Below are 13,557 nucleotides of genomic sequence, written 5' to 3'. Positions count from 1 at the left end.
GCGCGGGCATTGGAAACCACGCTTTCACCTTGCGAAGCACGGCGGGCATACTATGCTGCGCGGATACCTCGGGGGGCCCGTTCGGGCTGAGACGCGTGATCGCGGACCCGTTGAACCTGATCCGGTTGACCCCGGCGGAGGGAAGGTTTCGCTGCCCTTTCTTTCGACACCGCAAAAGAGGAGGCTCGGCGATGAAAATCCGCATGATTGCCGCGGCGCTACTGGCTGCCACACCGGCATTTGCACAGGACAAACCCGTGTTGACCGTCTATGCCGGCGATTACATCGCCAGCGAATGGGGGCCGGGCCCCAAGATCGAGGAAGGCTTCGAGGCGTTCTGCGATTGCGACCTGGAATTCGTCACCGGCGACATCCTGCCCCGCATCCTGATGGAAGGCGAAGGCACCGATGCCGATATCGTCTTTGGCCTGAACACCGATGTGACGGCGCGCGCCCGCGCCTCGGGCCTGTTTGCACCGCATGGGCAGGATATTTCGGATCTGTCGCTGCCGGTGGAATGGAGCGACGAGATCTTCCTGCCCTATAACTGGGGCGAGACGGCCTTCATCTATGACGAGACACGGCTGGAAAACCCGCCCGCCAGCTTCGACGAATTGCTGGACGCGCCAGACGATCTGAAGATCGTCATCCAGGACCCGCGTGCCTCGATTTCCGGCCTTGCCCTGCTCTTGTGGGTCAAGTCGGTCTATGGCGAGGATGCGCCCGAGGCCTGGGCCAAGCTGGCCCCCAAGGTGCTGACCGTGACCAAGGGCTGGTCGGAATCCTATGGCATGTTCACCGATGGAGAGGCGGACATGGTGCTGTCCTACACGACTTCTCCGGCCTATCACATCGAGGCCGAGGACGACATGACCAAGCACGCGGCGATCTTTCCCGAAGGGCATTACTTCATGGCCGAGCTGGCCGCGCAGGTGAAATCTACCGATCAGCCGGAACTGGCGCAGGAATTCATGGACTGGATCCTGACGCCCGAGTTTCAGCGCATCATCCCGCTGGCCAACTGGTCGATGCCCGCCAAGCTGCCACGGGAAGAATGGCCCGAGGTCATGCGCGATCTGCCTCGCCCCGAAAAGACGCTGTTCTACAGCGAGGACGAGGCTGAAGCCCTTCGCAAGCCGGCGCTGGACGAATGGCTGCGGGCGTTCTCGCAATAATCATGGCCTGGCCCGTTCGCGTCAGAGCCGCGCGGAAAGAACGCGGGCAATGCATGTAATCCGGCGCGATCCCGCTGGCATATTGATTGCCTCGCTGCTTGCCATGCTGATCCTCGGCACGCTGGCGGCTGTGGCGTGGCAGGCGCGCGGATTGTCGGGGCTGGGCCTGTGGGACTGGCGGGCAGTCCGGTTCACCCTCTGGCAGGCGGTTGTATCCGCCGCCCTGTCCGCATTGCTGGCGATTCCGGTCGCGCGCGCGCTGGCAAGACGGCGCTTTCCCGGAAGAGCGGCATTGGTCACGTTGCTGGGCGCGCCCTTCATCCTGCCGGTGATCGTGGCGATCATGGGGCTGATCTCGGTCTTTGGACGCAATGGCGCGATCAATGACGGGCTGCGGTTCCTTGGCTTGCCCGAGATCAGCATCTATGGCTGGCAGGGGGTCATCCTTGCCCATGTCTTCTTCAACCTGCCGCTTTCGGTGCGGCTGATCCTGCAAGGCTGGCAGGCGATCCCGGCAGAGCGGTTCCGCCTGGCGGAAAGCCTTGGTTTCACCCCGGCGGATATCTCTCGCCACCTGGAGCGGCCGATGCTGCGCTCGGTCCTGCCGGGGGTATGGCTGGCGGTGTTCCTGGTCTGCCTGACCTCGTTCACCGTCGCCCTCGCACTCGGAGGCGGACCATCGGCCACCACGGTCGAACTGGCCATTTACCAGGCTTTCCGCTTCGATTTCGACCTGGGCCGGGCGGCGATGCTGGGACTGGTGCAGATCGGGCTGAGCCTTGCGGCAATGACGCTGGCCCGCTGGATCACGATCCCCGCCGCTTTCGGCGCGGGGTTGCAGGAAACCCAAGGACCACAGGGACCGCCGGGCTGGCGCCGGGGAACGGATATGCTGGCGATCCTGCTGGCGACAGCGTTCCTGCTATGGCCGATCCTGTCGGTCACCGCCTCGGGCCTGCCGCGCATTCCCCTGCTACCCACCGAAGTCTGGACCGCCGCGGCGCGCTCGGTGGTGATGGCGATCTGCTCGGCCTTTCTGGCATTGCTGCTGGGCCTGACCCTGGCACTGGCCATAGCGCGCGGGACCGGCAACCCGAATGCGCATTGGATCGAGATGGCGGGAATGTTGCCCATCATCGCCTCGCCGCTGGTGCTGGGCACCGGGTTGTTCATCCTGCTGCGCGGATGGTTCTCGATCGATGCGATGGCGCTGCCGGTCACCGTGGCGATCAATGCCATCATGGCCCTGCCCTTCGGCTTGCGGGCACTGATCCCTGCCGCCCGGACCCTGCGCAGCGATTACGGGTGGCTCGCGGATTCGCTGGAGATGCAGGGGCTGGCCCGGCTACGCTACCTGACCCTGCCGCGCCTCGCCCGTCCCCTTGGCTTTGCCGGAGGTCTGGCCGCGGCGCTGGCGATGGGAGATCTGGGCGTCATCACCCTTTTCGCAACCGATCAGCCGACCTTGCCGCTGAAGCTCTATCAGTTGATGAATTCCTATCGCATGGCCGATGCCTCGGCCTGCGCAGTGCTGCTGATGGCGATCAGTTTCGCGCTGTTCTGGCTGTTCGACCGGGGAGGCCGCCTTGCTTGAGTTCCAGGATATCGCCGTCACCCTCGGCGAGTTCACCCTGCAAGCCGATCTGTCGGTCCCGCCCGCCTCGCGCATGGCGGTAATCGGGGCCTCCGGTTCGGGCAAATCGACGCTCCTGTCGCTGATCGGCGGCTTTCTGACACCGGACCGGGGGCGGATCCTCTGGGACGGAAGCGACATCACCGCCCTGCCCCCCGGCCGCGCCCGGTCTCCTTCCTGTTCCAGGACCAGAACCTGTTTCCGCATCTGAGCGTCGCGCAGAATGTCGGCCTTGGACTGCGCCCGGATCTGCGGCTGAGCTCCGATCAACGGACCCGCCTGTCGCTGGCATTGGAAGAGGTCGGACTGGCGGGCATGGAAACGCGCCGTCCCGCCAGCCTGTCAGGCGGCCAGCAAAGCCGCGTCGCGCTGGCCCGCGTCTTGCTGCGCGCCCGCCCGCTGCTGCTGCTGGACGAGCCATTCGCGGCCCTTGGCCCGGCGCTCAAGGCGGAAATGCTGGAACTGGTGGCCCGCATCGCCGGTGAGACGCAGGCGACGGTGCTGATGGTCACGCATGATCCCGAAGACGCCCGCAGCTTCGCTCCGCAGACGATCCTGATCGAAGAAGGGATCGCCCATGCGCCAACACCGACGGGGGAACTGCTCGATAATCCGCCGCCGGGCTTGCGCGCCTATCTGGGGTAAGCCGGCTCAAGGCATTTCCGGCAAAAGCGGATGCCGGTTTTGCACCCGGAAATGCGTCGGAACAACGGGCCGCAGGACCAACGGCGGTCACCCCCGTCCGCAAGAGGACAATTGCGCGCGATAGGTCTGCGCCCGGCCGCCCACCTTGTTCGCCACACCCATCAACCATGATTTCGACCTGTAGGAGCCGCGGGCAAAGCCGCCGCGCCCCTCGTGATAGGCAAGGTATTGCGAGGTCGCATCCCATTTCGAGATACCCAGCCTCTTGGTGGAGCCATCCATGTACCAGCCCATGAAATCGGTCGCGTCGTCGATATCGTTGCGCCGCGCCCGCCGGTTCCCGGTTTTCTGCTGATATTCCTCCCAGGTTCCGTCCAATGCCTGCGAATAGCCATAGGCGCTGCTTTGACGGCCAACCGGGATCACCCCCAGCAAATAGCGATGAGGTGTTCGGGCGTCGCCGATGAACTTGGATTCCTGGTGTATCGTCGCCATCTGCACGTGAACGGGCACGCCCCATCGCCGCTCGGCCTTCTTCATCGCGCGCAGATAGGCGGGGCGCTCGGCCACGATTGCACATGCATTGTCGAGATTGCGCGGCGCCTTGTAATTGCCGCCCCCGCATGAGGCGACAAGCGCGACGATCGCGAGTTTCAGAAGCCTGCTCATCACTGCCCTCTTGTCGTTTTCCCGCAATAATACGGGAAAACACGCGAAGGTGAAATCACAAAGCCGGAAGTCAGACCGAGACGACCGCCTTGACGGCGCGCTGCCAAGCGGAATACCGCTGTTGGCGCAGGGTCTCATCCATTTGCGGCTCGAACCGCCGGTCCAGGCGCCACGCCTTGGCGTATTCATGCGGATCGGGGCACAGGCCCGCGCGGAATCCCGCCAGCCATGCCGCACCCTGGGCGGTGGTCTCGGTATTCACCGGCCGGTCCACCGGTGCCCCAAGGATATCCGCCAGGAATTGCATCGCCGGTTCGCTGGCGGTCATGCCGCCATCGACGCGCAAGACAGCATCGCCCGCCTCTGTCCAGTCGGCTCGCATCGCCTGCCACAGGTCACGGGTCTGGAAACCCACGCTTTCCAGCGCGGCGCGGGCGAATTCCGCCGGGCCGGTGTTCCGCGTCAGCCCAAAGATCGCCCCGCGCGCCTGCGGGTTCCAATGCGGCGCGCCCAGCCCGGTGAAGGCGGGCACCATGATGATCTGCTGGCTGTCATCGGCACGTTCCGACAGCGCCTGCGTCTCGCTCGCCTCGCGGATCAGCTTGAGCCCGTCGCGCAGCCATTGCACCACGGCCCCGGCAATGAAGATGCTGCCCTCCAGCGCATAGACCGGCCTGCCGTCCAACTGGTAGGCGATGGTCGTCAAGAGCCGGTTCTCGGAAGCCACCGCCTGATCGCCGGTATTCAACAGCGCGAAACAGCCGGTGCCATAGGTCGATTTCATCATGCCGGGATCGAAACAGGCCTGCCCCACGGTCGCTGCCTGCTGATCGCCGGCCACGCCAAGGATCGGGATCTCGCGCCCGAACAGGTCGGCGCGGGTGACGCCGAATTCCGCCGCGCAATCGCGAACCTCCGGCAACATGGCGCGCGGCACGCCGAACAGGCGGCACATATCCTCCGACCAATCGCCCTTGCGGATATCGTAAAGCAGGGTCCGCGCCGCATTCGTCGCGTCCGTCACATGAGACTGCCCGCCGGTCAGTTTCCAGATCAGGAAACTGTCCACCGTGCCGAAAGCCAGTTCGCCCGCCTCGGCCCGCGCCCTCGCCCCCTCGACCTGATCCAGCATCCAGGCGATCTTGGTGGCGCTGAAATAGGGATCCAGCAGCAGACCGGTCACCGCCCGGACCGCGTCCTCGTTCCCCTCGTCCCGCAATCGCTGGCAGATATCCGCGGTCCGCCGGTCCTGCCAGACGATGGCGCGATGGATCGGCTGCCCGGTCCTGCGGTCCCAGATCAGCACCGTCTCGCGCTGATTGGTGATCCCGATCGCGTCGATCCGGGGATTGCCCGCCTTCTCGATCGCCCCCCGGGCCGTCGCGGCGCTGGTCGTCCAGATATCGTCGGGGTCATGCTCGACCCAGCCAGAACGCGGGAAATGCTGCTCGAATTCCTGCTGCGCGCTCGCCCGCACCTGCAAATCGTCACTGAAGACCAGCGCCCGCGAAGAGGTCGTGCCCTGATCCATCGCCAGAATGGTCATCTTTCATTCCCCCGTCTTCTTCTTTGCACAAATACCTCCGCCGGAGGCACCCGGCCGCAAAGCCGGGCAAGAGGTATTCAGGCAAAGAAGAAGAGGGCAGCCAGGCGGCCGCCCCCCTCCTGCCCGATCACCTATTCCTGCCAGCTTTTCACCAGCTCATCATAGCCGATGGTCTCCGGCTGCGGCTTTTCGTTCTCCAGCATCAGTTGCGGAGCGATCGTGCCGTTTTCCTTGGCGAAGTTATTCCACCATTCCAGGTCATGCTCCTCGGCCATTTTCGGACCGATATCGCCCTGGATGCCGGCTCGTTCCAGCCGCTCCATCACCTTCTCCTGCTCGGCACAGAGGCTGTCCATCGCCTCTTGCGCGGTCTTGGCGCCCGAGGCGGCATCGCCGATGGCCTGCCACCAAAGCTGTGCCAGCTTGGGATAGTCGGGCACATTGGTGCCGGTAGGCGACCAGTTCAGGCGGGCGGGCGAGCGATAGAACTCGACCAGGCCGCCCAGTTCCGGGGCACGCTCGGTAAAGCTCTCGTGCTGGATCGAGGATTCGCGGATGAAGGTCAGCCCGACATGGCTTTTCTTGACGTCCACGGTCTTGGAGGTCACGAACTGCGCATAGAGCCATGCCGCCTTGGCACGATCATCCGGCGTGGATTTCAGCAGCGTCCAGGATCCCGCGTCCTGGTAGCCCAGCTTCATCCCCTCCTGCCAATAGGCACCATGGGGCGAGGGCGCCATGCGCCATTTCGGCGTGCCATCCTCGTTCACGACCGGCAGCCCCTCCTTGACCATGTCGGCGGTAAAGGCGGTGTACCAGAACATCTGCTGGGCGATCTCGCCCTGCGCGGGAACCGGGCCGGATTCGCTGAAGGTCATGCCCTGGGCCGCCGGAGGTGCGTATTTCTCCATCCAGTCCAGGTATTTCTGGATCGCATAGACCGAAGCCGGGCCATTCGTATCCCCGCCCCGCGCCACGCAGGAGCCGACCGGGCGGCTGTTCTCGTCGACCCGGATGCCCCATTCATCGACCGGAACCCCGTTCGGAATGCCCTTGTCGCCATTCCCGGCCATCGACAGCCAGGCATCGGTAAAGCGCCAGCCGAGCGAAGGGTCCTTCTTGCCATAATCCATATGGCCGAAGACCTTCTTGCCGTCGATCTCGCGCCCGGTGAAGAATTCGGCGATATCCTCATAAGCCGACCAGTTCACCGGCACGCCCAGGTCATAGCCGTATTCCTTCTTGAACTCGGCCTGGATCTCGGGATCGTTGAACCAGTCGTAACGGAACCAGTAGAGATTGGCGAATTGCTGGTCGGGAAGCTGGTAAAGATTGTCATCCGGCGCGGTCGTGAACGAGATGCCGATGAAATCATCGAGATCCAGCCCCGGATTGGTGACGTCCTTGCCGTCATTGGCCATCCAGTCGGTCAGGTTGCGGGCCTGCTGATAGCGCCAATGCGTCCCGATCAGGTCGCTGTCATTGACATAGGCATCATAGATATTCTCGCCCGACTGCATCTGGGTTTGCAGCTTTTCGACGACATCGCCCTCGCCGATCAGGTCATGGGTGATCTTGATGCCGGTGATCTCGGTGAAAGCCGGGGCCAGCACCTTGGCCTCGTATTCATGCGTGGTGATGGTCTCGGACACCACGTTGATCTCCATGCCCTTGAAAGGCTCGGCGGCGTCGACGAACCATTGCATCTCGGCCTCCTGCTCTTCGCGGGTCAGGACCGAGTTGTCGATTTCGGCATCCAGAAAGGCCTTCGCCTCCTCCATGCCCGCCTGTGCGGCCGTCGCCATCAGCGCAAGCGCCATGGCGGTGGTCAGATATAGTCTCATGGTTTCCCTCCCATCTTTCTGCCGGATCAATTTTGCCCGGCGGTCGTTACACCCAACGGAACACCGCTGCGGCGTATATCAAGGCGGCGGCAACCCCGCCCCAAAGCGGCATCCCCATCACGCCCAGCCAGATCAGGCAGATGAAGGCCGATCCCAGCAGGCTGATGAACAGCCGGTCGCCGCGCGTCGTCATGAGGCCGAGTACACCCTTGCGCGGGGTCTCGGGAGAACGGATCGCAAGCCATGTAAAGCAGATCAGCAACCCCGCAATAACGGCAAAGAACAGCGCGGTCGGCAGGGTCCAGGCCATCCAGCCGCCGGGATCGAGGCTGCCGGTCCAGTCCTTCGACTCGTCGCGCATCGGAACCTGGGTGGTCAGCCAGAAAATGACGGCGAGCCAGACCAGGCCGGCGATGCCGAAGCCGAGATTGAGCGAACGGCGCATCATGTCACCCTTTCGATTGCGTCCCGCGACCGCCGGGGGCTGCTTGCCCCCGGACCCCCAGGGATATTTCCGTGAAGAAGAAAATGCGTGTTCATGCCGCCTGTCATGGTCTTATACCCTCCCCAGGGCGAAGCCCTTGGCGATGTAGTTGCGCACGAACCAGATCACCAATGCGCCGGGAATGATCGTCAGGATTCCCGCCGCGGCCAGCACGCCCCAGTCAAGTCCCGATGCCGAGACCGTTCGCGTCATAGTTGCCGCGATGGGCTTGGCGTTGACCGATGTCAGGGTGCGGCTGAGCAGAAGTTCCACCCATGAGAACATGAAGCAGAAGAACGCCGCCACGCCGATGCCGCTCGCGATCAGCGGCATGAAGATCTTCACGAAGAAGCGCGGGAAGGAATAGCCGTCGATATAGGCGGTCTCGTCGATCTCGCGCGGGACGCCGGACATGAAGCCTTCGAGGATCCACACGGCCAGCGGCACGTTGAACAGGCAATGCGCGAGGGCGACCGCGATATGGGTGTCGAACAGCCCGATCGAGGAATAGAGCTGAAAGAACGGCAATGCGAAGACCGCCGCGGGCGCCATGCGGTTGGTCAGCAGCCAGAAGAACAGGTGCTTGTCGCCGATGAAACGGTAACGGCTGAAGGCATAGGCGGCTGGCAGGGCCACCGTGATCGAGATCACCGTGTTCATGACCACATAGGTCAGGCTGTTGACATAGCCCATATACCAGCTTGGATCGGTCAGGATGGTCCGGTAATTCGCCAGCGTCGGATTTTTCGGCCAGAGGCTGAAGGCGCCGAGGATCTCGGTATTCGTCTTCAGGCTCATGTTCAGCAGCCAATAGATCGGCAACATCAGGAACAGAAGGTAAAGCGCCATCACCAGCGCGGCGCCACGGCCCTTGGTTTCAGCTACGACCGCCATCATTCACCCTCCTTCTGCCTGGTCATGACCGTGTAGAACACGAAGGAAATCAGCAGGATCACGAGGAAGTAGATCAGGCTGAACGCCGCCGCCGGGCCAAGATCGAACTGCCCCACCGCCATTTTCACCAGGTCGATGGACAGGAAGGTGGTGGCATTGCCCGGCCCGCCCCCGGTGACGACGAAGGGCTCGGTATAGATCATGAAGCTGTCCATGAAGCGCAGGAGCACCGCGATCAGCAGCACGCCCTGCATCTTGGGCAGCTCGATATAGCGGAACACCTTCCAGCGGCTGGCCTGGTCGATCTTGGCGGCCTGGTAGTATGCGTCGGGAATGGATTGCAGCCCGGCATAGCAAAGCAGCGCGACGAGGCTGGTCCAGTGCCAGACATCCATGACGATCACCGTGATCCACGCATCCATGGCGTTGTTCACGTAATTGTAGCTGATGCCCAGCTTTCTCAGGGTATATCCCAGAAGCCCGATATCGACGCGGCCGAATACCTGCCAGATCGTGCCCACCACGTTCCAGGGGATCAGCAGGGGCAGTGCCATGAGCACCAGGCAGAAGGAAGCCCAGATACCCTTTTTCGGCATGTTCAGCGCCACGAAGATGCCAAGCGGGATCTCGATGGCGAGGATGATCGCCGAGAACAGAACCTGCCGCCCAAGGGCCGCACGGATGCGGTCGGAATGGATCACCTCCTCGAACCAGTCGAGACCTGCCCAGAAGAACTGGTTGCCGCCGAACGTATCCTGCACCGAGTAGTTGACAACTGTCATCAGCGGCAAAATCGCCGAAAAAGCAACCAGCAGCAGCACCGGCAGCACCAGGAACCAGGCGCGGTTATTGACGGGTTTCTCCATCACGCGGCCCTTTCGAGGTTAGAGGGGGCGACCCGCCAATCGTCGAGATAGACATGCGCATGGACGGGATCGGGGAGCACGCGGTTCGCGTCGGCAGGAATGGGTTGACCCTCGGGGACGATCACGTTCACGTCGGCCTTGCCCACATGCCCGCGGACGATGCGGTGATGGCCGACATCCTCGATCCGCCGGATGGTATAGGGCAGCCCCTCCTGCCCGGTGCCGAGACGCAGGAATTCCGGCCGGATGCCAAGCTGCGTCTTGCCCTCCAGTGCGCCATAGCCATGCGCCAGGGGCAGCTGCACTCCCTCGATATGAGCGGTCGCTCCCTCGATCCGGGCGTCCATCAGGTTCATGCCGGGCGAGCCGATGAAATAGCCGACGAATGTATGTTCCGGCGCGTCGAACAATGCCTGGGGCGTACCCGCCTGCACCACGCGCCCGTCATACATCACCACGACCTGGTCGGCAAAGGTCAGCGCCTCGGTCTGGTCATGGGTGACATAGATCATCGTATGCCCGAAACGGCGATGCAGATCCTTGAGCTGGGTGCGAAGTTCCCATTTCATATGCGGGTCGATCACCGTCAGCGGCTCGTCGAACAGGATCGCGTTGACATCCTGACGGACCATGCCCCGGCCAAGGCTGATCTTCTGCTTGGCATCCGCCGTCAGCCCCCGGGCGCGGCGGTCGAGCATATCCCGCATGCCGATCATCTCGGCCACCTCGGCCACCCGCGCGGCGACCTGATCCTGGGGCAGGCCCCGGTTTCTCAGCGGGAAGGCGAGATTATCGCGCACGCTCATCGTGTCGTAAACGACCGGGAACTGGAACACCTGTGCGATATTGCGCTCCATCGTAGACAGGCCAGTCATGTCCCGGTCCCCGAAGAGCACCCGCCCCCTCGATGGCCGCAGCAGTCCCGAGATGATGTTCAGAAGCGTCGATTTCCCGCAACCCGACGAGCCCAGCAACGCATAGGCGCCGCCATCCTCCCATGTCAGAGTCATCGGCTTCAGCGCCCAATCCTCGTCCTTCGACGGGTTGGGGAGATAGCTGTGGGACAGGTTTTCCAGTATTATTTGCGCCATGTCTTTCCTCCCTCCTGCCCCTATGCGGCTGCGGCATAGGTCGCGGTGCGGGCCAGATCGCCCTCCGGCGTGAACAGATAGATATGGGCCGGGTCCAGCCAGACCGTCAGCTCCTGCCCCAGTTCCCGGCGCTGCACGCCATCGACCAGCCCAACCCAGCTATCCGGGCCGTGGCGCAGATGCAGAAAGGTCTGCGCGCCGGTGATCTCGACCGATTCAAGGACAGCGGTCAATGGCAATGTGCCTGCCGTCTGATCCAGGGATAGATGCGCCGCCCGGAAGCCGGCCAGGTATTCGCCATCGGCCAGATCCGCCTGCCATTCCGCCTGCCCGATCGCGGCATGCTTGTTCGACAGCCGAACCGTCGAGAAATTCATCGGCGGATCGCTGAACACCCGAGCGGTCACCGCGTCCCGAGGAGCCCGGTAGACCCGGGGCGTCGGGCCAAATTGCGTCACCCGCCCTTCCCACAAGGTCGCGGTATTGCCGCCCAGAAGCAGCGCTTCCTCCGGCTCGGTCGTCGCATAGACGAAGATCGCACCGGATTCCTCGAAGATCCGGGGGATTTCGACCCGAAGCTCTTCGCGCAGCTTGTAGTCCAGATTGGCCAGCGGCTCGTCCAGAAGCACCAGCCCGGCATCCTTGACCAGCGCCCGGGCCAGGGCACAGCGTTGCTGCTGCCCTCCGGACAGTTCCAGCGGCCGGCGTTCCAGCATCGGGGTCAGGCGCATCATCTCGGCGGTTTCGCGCACGCGCCGGTCGATCTCGCCGCGGGCAGCACCCATGAGCCGCAGCGGAGACGCGATATTGTCGTACACGCTCATCGACGGGTAGTTGATGAATTGCTGGTAGACCATCGCGACCTTGCGATCCTGCACCCGCTGTCCGGTCACGTCCTTGCCGTTCCACAGCATTTGTCCCTCGGTCGGGCGCTCCAGCCCGGCCATCAGCCGCATCAGCGTGGTCTTGCCCGCCAGGGTCGGCCCAAGCAACACATTCATGCTGCCGGGCTGCATCACCAGATCGGTCGGATGCAGATGCACCTTGCCACCCACGGATTTGCCGACAGCCCGAAGTTCCAACGTCATGCGGCAGCCCTCGCTTCCATCATCCATTCCTCCAGCGCCGCGACCTGCGGCGCATCCATCCGTAGCCCCAGCTTGCTGCGGCGCCAGACGACATCCTCGGCATGGCGGGCGAATTCGCGATCCATCAGCCAGCGGACCTCCGCCTCGGTCAGTGTCGCACCAAAATCGCGGCCAAGCGCGGCCATCTCGCTTGCCTCGCCCAGTATCGCCCAGGCATCATTGCCATAGGCGCGGATCAGCCGCGCCGCCCAACGCTCTGTCAGGAAAGGATAGTTCGCGCGCAAACCGGCGATCAGCCCCGGCACGGCATCGACCGGGAAATCACCGCCGGGCAAGGCCGCCCCCACCGTCCAGGCCGCCCCGGCCTGCGGGAAATGCGGTGCCAGCTTTTCCATCGCATGCTCGGCCAGCCGCCGATAGGTGGTGATCTTGCCGCCAAAGACGTTCAGGCAGGGCGCACCCGCCTCATCCATCGACAGCACGTAATCCCGTGTCGCCGCAGTCGCCGATTTGGCGCCGTCGTCGTAAAGCGGGCGCACGCCGGAATAGGTCCAGACGATCTGGTCCCGCGTCACCGGCGACTTGAAATATCGCGAGGCGAAGTCGCACAGGTATTGCTGCTCTTCCGGGGTGCATTCCGCATCCAGGGGCGCGCCCTCGTGATCGCGGTCGGTGGTTCCGATCAGGGTGAAATCGTCCTGATACGGGATCGCGAAGATGATCCGCCCATCGGCCCCCTGGAAGAAATAGGCCTTGTCGTGATCATACAGCCGCGGCACCACGATATGGCTGCCCCGCACCAGCCGCACCGATTCCGTCGAGGGCAGATGCGCCACGTCCCGGATCACCTGCCCGACCCATGGCCCGCCCGCATTCACCAATGCCCGGGCATGGAACAGCCGCCCATCCTCCAGCGTGACGCACCAGTGATCGCCTTCGCGTGCCGCCTCGGCCACTTTCGCGCCCAGCAATATATCGGCACCGCGCTGTGCCGCGTCACGCGCGTTCAGCGCCACCAGCCGCGCATCGTCCACCCAGCAATCGCTGTATTCATAGGCCCTGGACAGCCGGTCCTGAAGCGGCGCGCCCTCGGGCGAATCCGTCAGCGCCAGGCTGCGCGTGCCCGGCAGGATGTCGCGCCCGCCCAGGTTGTCGTAAAGGAACAATCCCGCCCGGATCAGGAAATTCGGCCTGTGCCCCCTGTTCCACGGCATCAGCCAGCCCAGCATTTTCGAGACCGGCGTATGCGACTCGAATGTCATCTGCGGATCCAGAGGCAGGACGAAACGCATCGGCCGGCTGATATGCGGCATCGCGCGCAACAGCACCTCGCGTTCCTTCAGCGCCTCGCGGACCAGCCGGATTTCCAGATATTCCAGATAGCGCAGCCCGCCATGAAACAGCTTCGTCGATTTCGAGCTGGTCGCCTGCGCCAGATCGCCCATCTCGGCCAGCCGGACCGACAGCCCACGACCGGCGGCATCCCGCGCGATGCCGCAGCCGTTGATTCCGCCACCGATGATGAACAGATCGGTTATATCCGGCATGACATCCCCCCAAACTCGCAATATCCGATCACGTGTCCGTGCGTTTTGTCAACGATTATTTTCGTAGATTTGCGT

11 protein-coding genes, 1 pseudogene and 1 riboswitch are annotated in these 13,557 nt (G+C 63.5%); of the genes and pseudogenes, 3 read left to right on the top strand and 9 right to left on the bottom strand.

Annotated elements, in window-relative coordinates; all coding sequences use genetic code 11:
- Nucleotides 1–59 precede the first annotated feature (59 nt).
- Nucleotides 60–160, top strand: a riboswitch (TPP riboswitch).
- A 31-nt stretch (nt 161–191) separates the two neighbouring features.
- The 3 genes and pseudogenes from A7A09_RS07545 (at nt 192) to A7A09_RS07535 (ending at nt 3,453) form a co-directional block, all read left to right on the top strand.
- Nucleotides 192–1,175: a thiamine ABC transporter substrate-binding protein gene (locus A7A09_RS07545; protein WP_106690830.1), complete on the top strand. Its 984-nt coding sequence runs from the start codon at nt 192–194 to the stop codon at nt 1,173–1,175.
- Nucleotides 1,176–1,224: 49 nt separating this feature from the next.
- On the top strand, nt 1,225–2,769 hold the full coding sequence (locus tag A7A09_RS07540) for a thiamine/thiamine pyrophosphate ABC transporter permease ThiP (RefSeq protein ID WP_106690829.1): 1,545 nt from the start codon (nt 1,225–1,227) through the stop codon (nt 2,767–2,769).
- A pseudogene (locus tag A7A09_RS07535) lies at nt 2,762–3,453 on the top strand (thiamine ABC transporter ATP-binding protein). The gene A7A09_RS07540 and the pseudogene A7A09_RS07535 overlap by 8 nt, the downstream one beginning before the upstream one ends.
- Before the next feature lie 87 nt (nt 3,454–3,540).
- On the opposite strand, the gene A7A09_RS07530 reads toward A7A09_RS07535, so the two are convergent.
- The 9 genes from A7A09_RS07530 to glpD form a co-directional block, all read right to left on the bottom strand.
- A complete protein-coding gene (locus A7A09_RS07530) occupies nt 3,541–4,122 on the bottom strand; it encodes a transglycosylase SLT domain-containing protein (RefSeq protein ID WP_106690828.1) in 582 nt (193 codons plus the stop codon).
- A gap of 70 nt (nt 4,123–4,192) precedes the next feature.
- Entirely contained in the window at nt 4,193–5,668 is a 1,476-nt protein-coding gene (gene glpK / locus A7A09_RS07525) for a glycerol kinase GlpK (RefSeq protein ID WP_106690827.1), read from the bottom strand.
- A gap of 131 nt (nt 5,669–5,799) precedes the next feature.
- Nucleotides 5,800–7,512: an ABC transporter substrate-binding protein gene (locus tag A7A09_RS07520; RefSeq protein WP_106690826.1), complete on the bottom strand. Its 1,713-nt coding sequence runs from the start codon at nt 7,510–7,512 to the stop codon at nt 5,800–5,802.
- A gap of 46 nt (nt 7,513–7,558) precedes the next feature.
- Nucleotides 7,559–7,873: a DUF2160 domain-containing protein gene (locus A7A09_RS07515; RefSeq protein ID WP_366465710.1), complete on the bottom strand. Its 315-nt coding sequence runs from the start codon at nt 7,871–7,873 to the stop codon at nt 7,559–7,561.
- A 195-nt stretch (nt 7,874–8,068) separates the two neighbouring features.
- Nucleotides 8,069–8,893, bottom strand: a complete 825-nt coding sequence (locus A7A09_RS07510) for a carbohydrate ABC transporter permease (RefSeq protein WP_245999213.1) — start codon at nt 8,891–8,893, stop codon at nt 8,069–8,071.
- Nucleotides 8,890–9,756 carry a carbohydrate ABC transporter permease gene (locus A7A09_RS07505; RefSeq protein WP_106690824.1) on the bottom strand — a complete coding sequence of 289 codons (867 nt, stop codon included), beginning with the start codon at nt 9,754–9,756 and terminating at the stop codon, nt 8,890–8,892. Before A7A09_RS07505 ends, A7A09_RS07510 begins: the two co-directional genes overlap by 4 nt.
- Nucleotides 9,756–10,847, bottom strand: coding sequence for an ABC transporter ATP-binding protein (locus tag A7A09_RS07500; protein WP_106690823.1), 1,092 nt, complete (start codon nt 10,845–10,847; stop codon nt 9,756–9,758). Before A7A09_RS07500 ends, A7A09_RS07505 begins: the two co-directional genes overlap by 1 nt.
- A gap of 20 nt (nt 10,848–10,867) precedes the next feature.
- Nucleotides 10,868–11,935 carry an ABC transporter ATP-binding protein gene (locus A7A09_RS07495; RefSeq protein WP_106690822.1) on the bottom strand — a complete coding sequence of 356 codons (1,068 nt, stop codon included), beginning with the start codon at nt 11,933–11,935 and terminating at the stop codon, nt 10,868–10,870.
- Complete coding sequence (gene glpD, locus A7A09_RS07490; protein WP_106690821.1) at nt 11,932–13,482, bottom strand: glycerol-3-phosphate dehydrogenase; 1,551 nt, start codon at nt 13,480–13,482, stop codon at nt 11,932–11,934. Before glpD ends, A7A09_RS07495 begins: the two co-directional genes overlap by 4 nt.
- Nucleotides 13,483–13,557 lie beyond the last annotated feature (75 nt).

It is taken from the genome of Paracoccus methylarcula (assembly GCF_003007735.2).
GTDB lineage: Bacteria > Pseudomonadota > Alphaproteobacteria > Rhodobacterales > Rhodobacteraceae > Paracoccus > Paracoccus methylarcula.
The sequence above is the reverse complement of the archived record's forward strand: the minus strand, read 5'-3'. Positions and strand labels throughout refer to the sequence as shown.

What these genes read in the sequence shown, in the direction of transcription:
- A7A09_RS07510 (WP_245999213.1), bottom strand. Translation starts at nt 8,893, where the DNA reads ATGATGGCGGTCGTAGCTGAAACCAAGGGCCGTGGCGCCGCGCTGGTG.
- glpK (WP_106690827.1), bottom strand. Translation starts at nt 5,668, where the DNA reads ATGACCATTCTGGCGATGGATCAGGGCACGACCTCTTCGCGGGCGCTG.
- A7A09_RS07545 (WP_106690830.1), top strand. Translation starts at nt 192, where the DNA reads ATGAAAATCCGCATGATTGCCGCGGCGCTACTGGCTGCCACACCGGCA.
- glpD (WP_106690821.1), bottom strand. Translation starts at nt 13,482, where the DNA reads ATGCCGGATATAACCGATCTGTTCATCATCGGTGGCGGAATCAACGGC.
- A7A09_RS07495 (WP_106690822.1), bottom strand. Translation starts at nt 11,935, where the DNA reads ATGACGTTGGAACTTCGGGCTGTCGGCAAATCCGTGGGTGGCAAGGTG.
- A7A09_RS07530 (WP_106690828.1), bottom strand. Translation starts at nt 4,122, where the DNA reads ATGAGCAGGCTTCTGAAACTCGCGATCGTCGCGCTTGTCGCCTCATGC.
- A7A09_RS07500 (WP_106690823.1), bottom strand. Translation starts at nt 10,847, where the DNA reads ATGGCGCAAATAATACTGGAAAACCTGTCCCACAGCTATCTCCCCAAC.
- A7A09_RS07505 (WP_106690824.1), bottom strand. Translation starts at nt 9,756, where the DNA reads ATGGAGAAACCCGTCAATAACCGCGCCTGGTTCCTGGTGCTGCCGGTG.
- A7A09_RS07540 (WP_106690829.1), top strand. Translation starts at nt 1,225, where the DNA reads ATGCATGTAATCCGGCGCGATCCCGCTGGCATATTGATTGCCTCGCTG.
- A7A09_RS07515 (WP_366465710.1), bottom strand. Translation starts at nt 7,873, where the DNA reads ATGCGCGACGAGTCGAAGGACTGGACCGGCAGCCTCGATCCCGGCGGC.
- A7A09_RS07520 (WP_106690826.1), bottom strand. Translation starts at nt 7,512, where the DNA reads ATGAGACTATATCTGACCACCGCCATGGCGCTTGCGCTGATGGCGACG.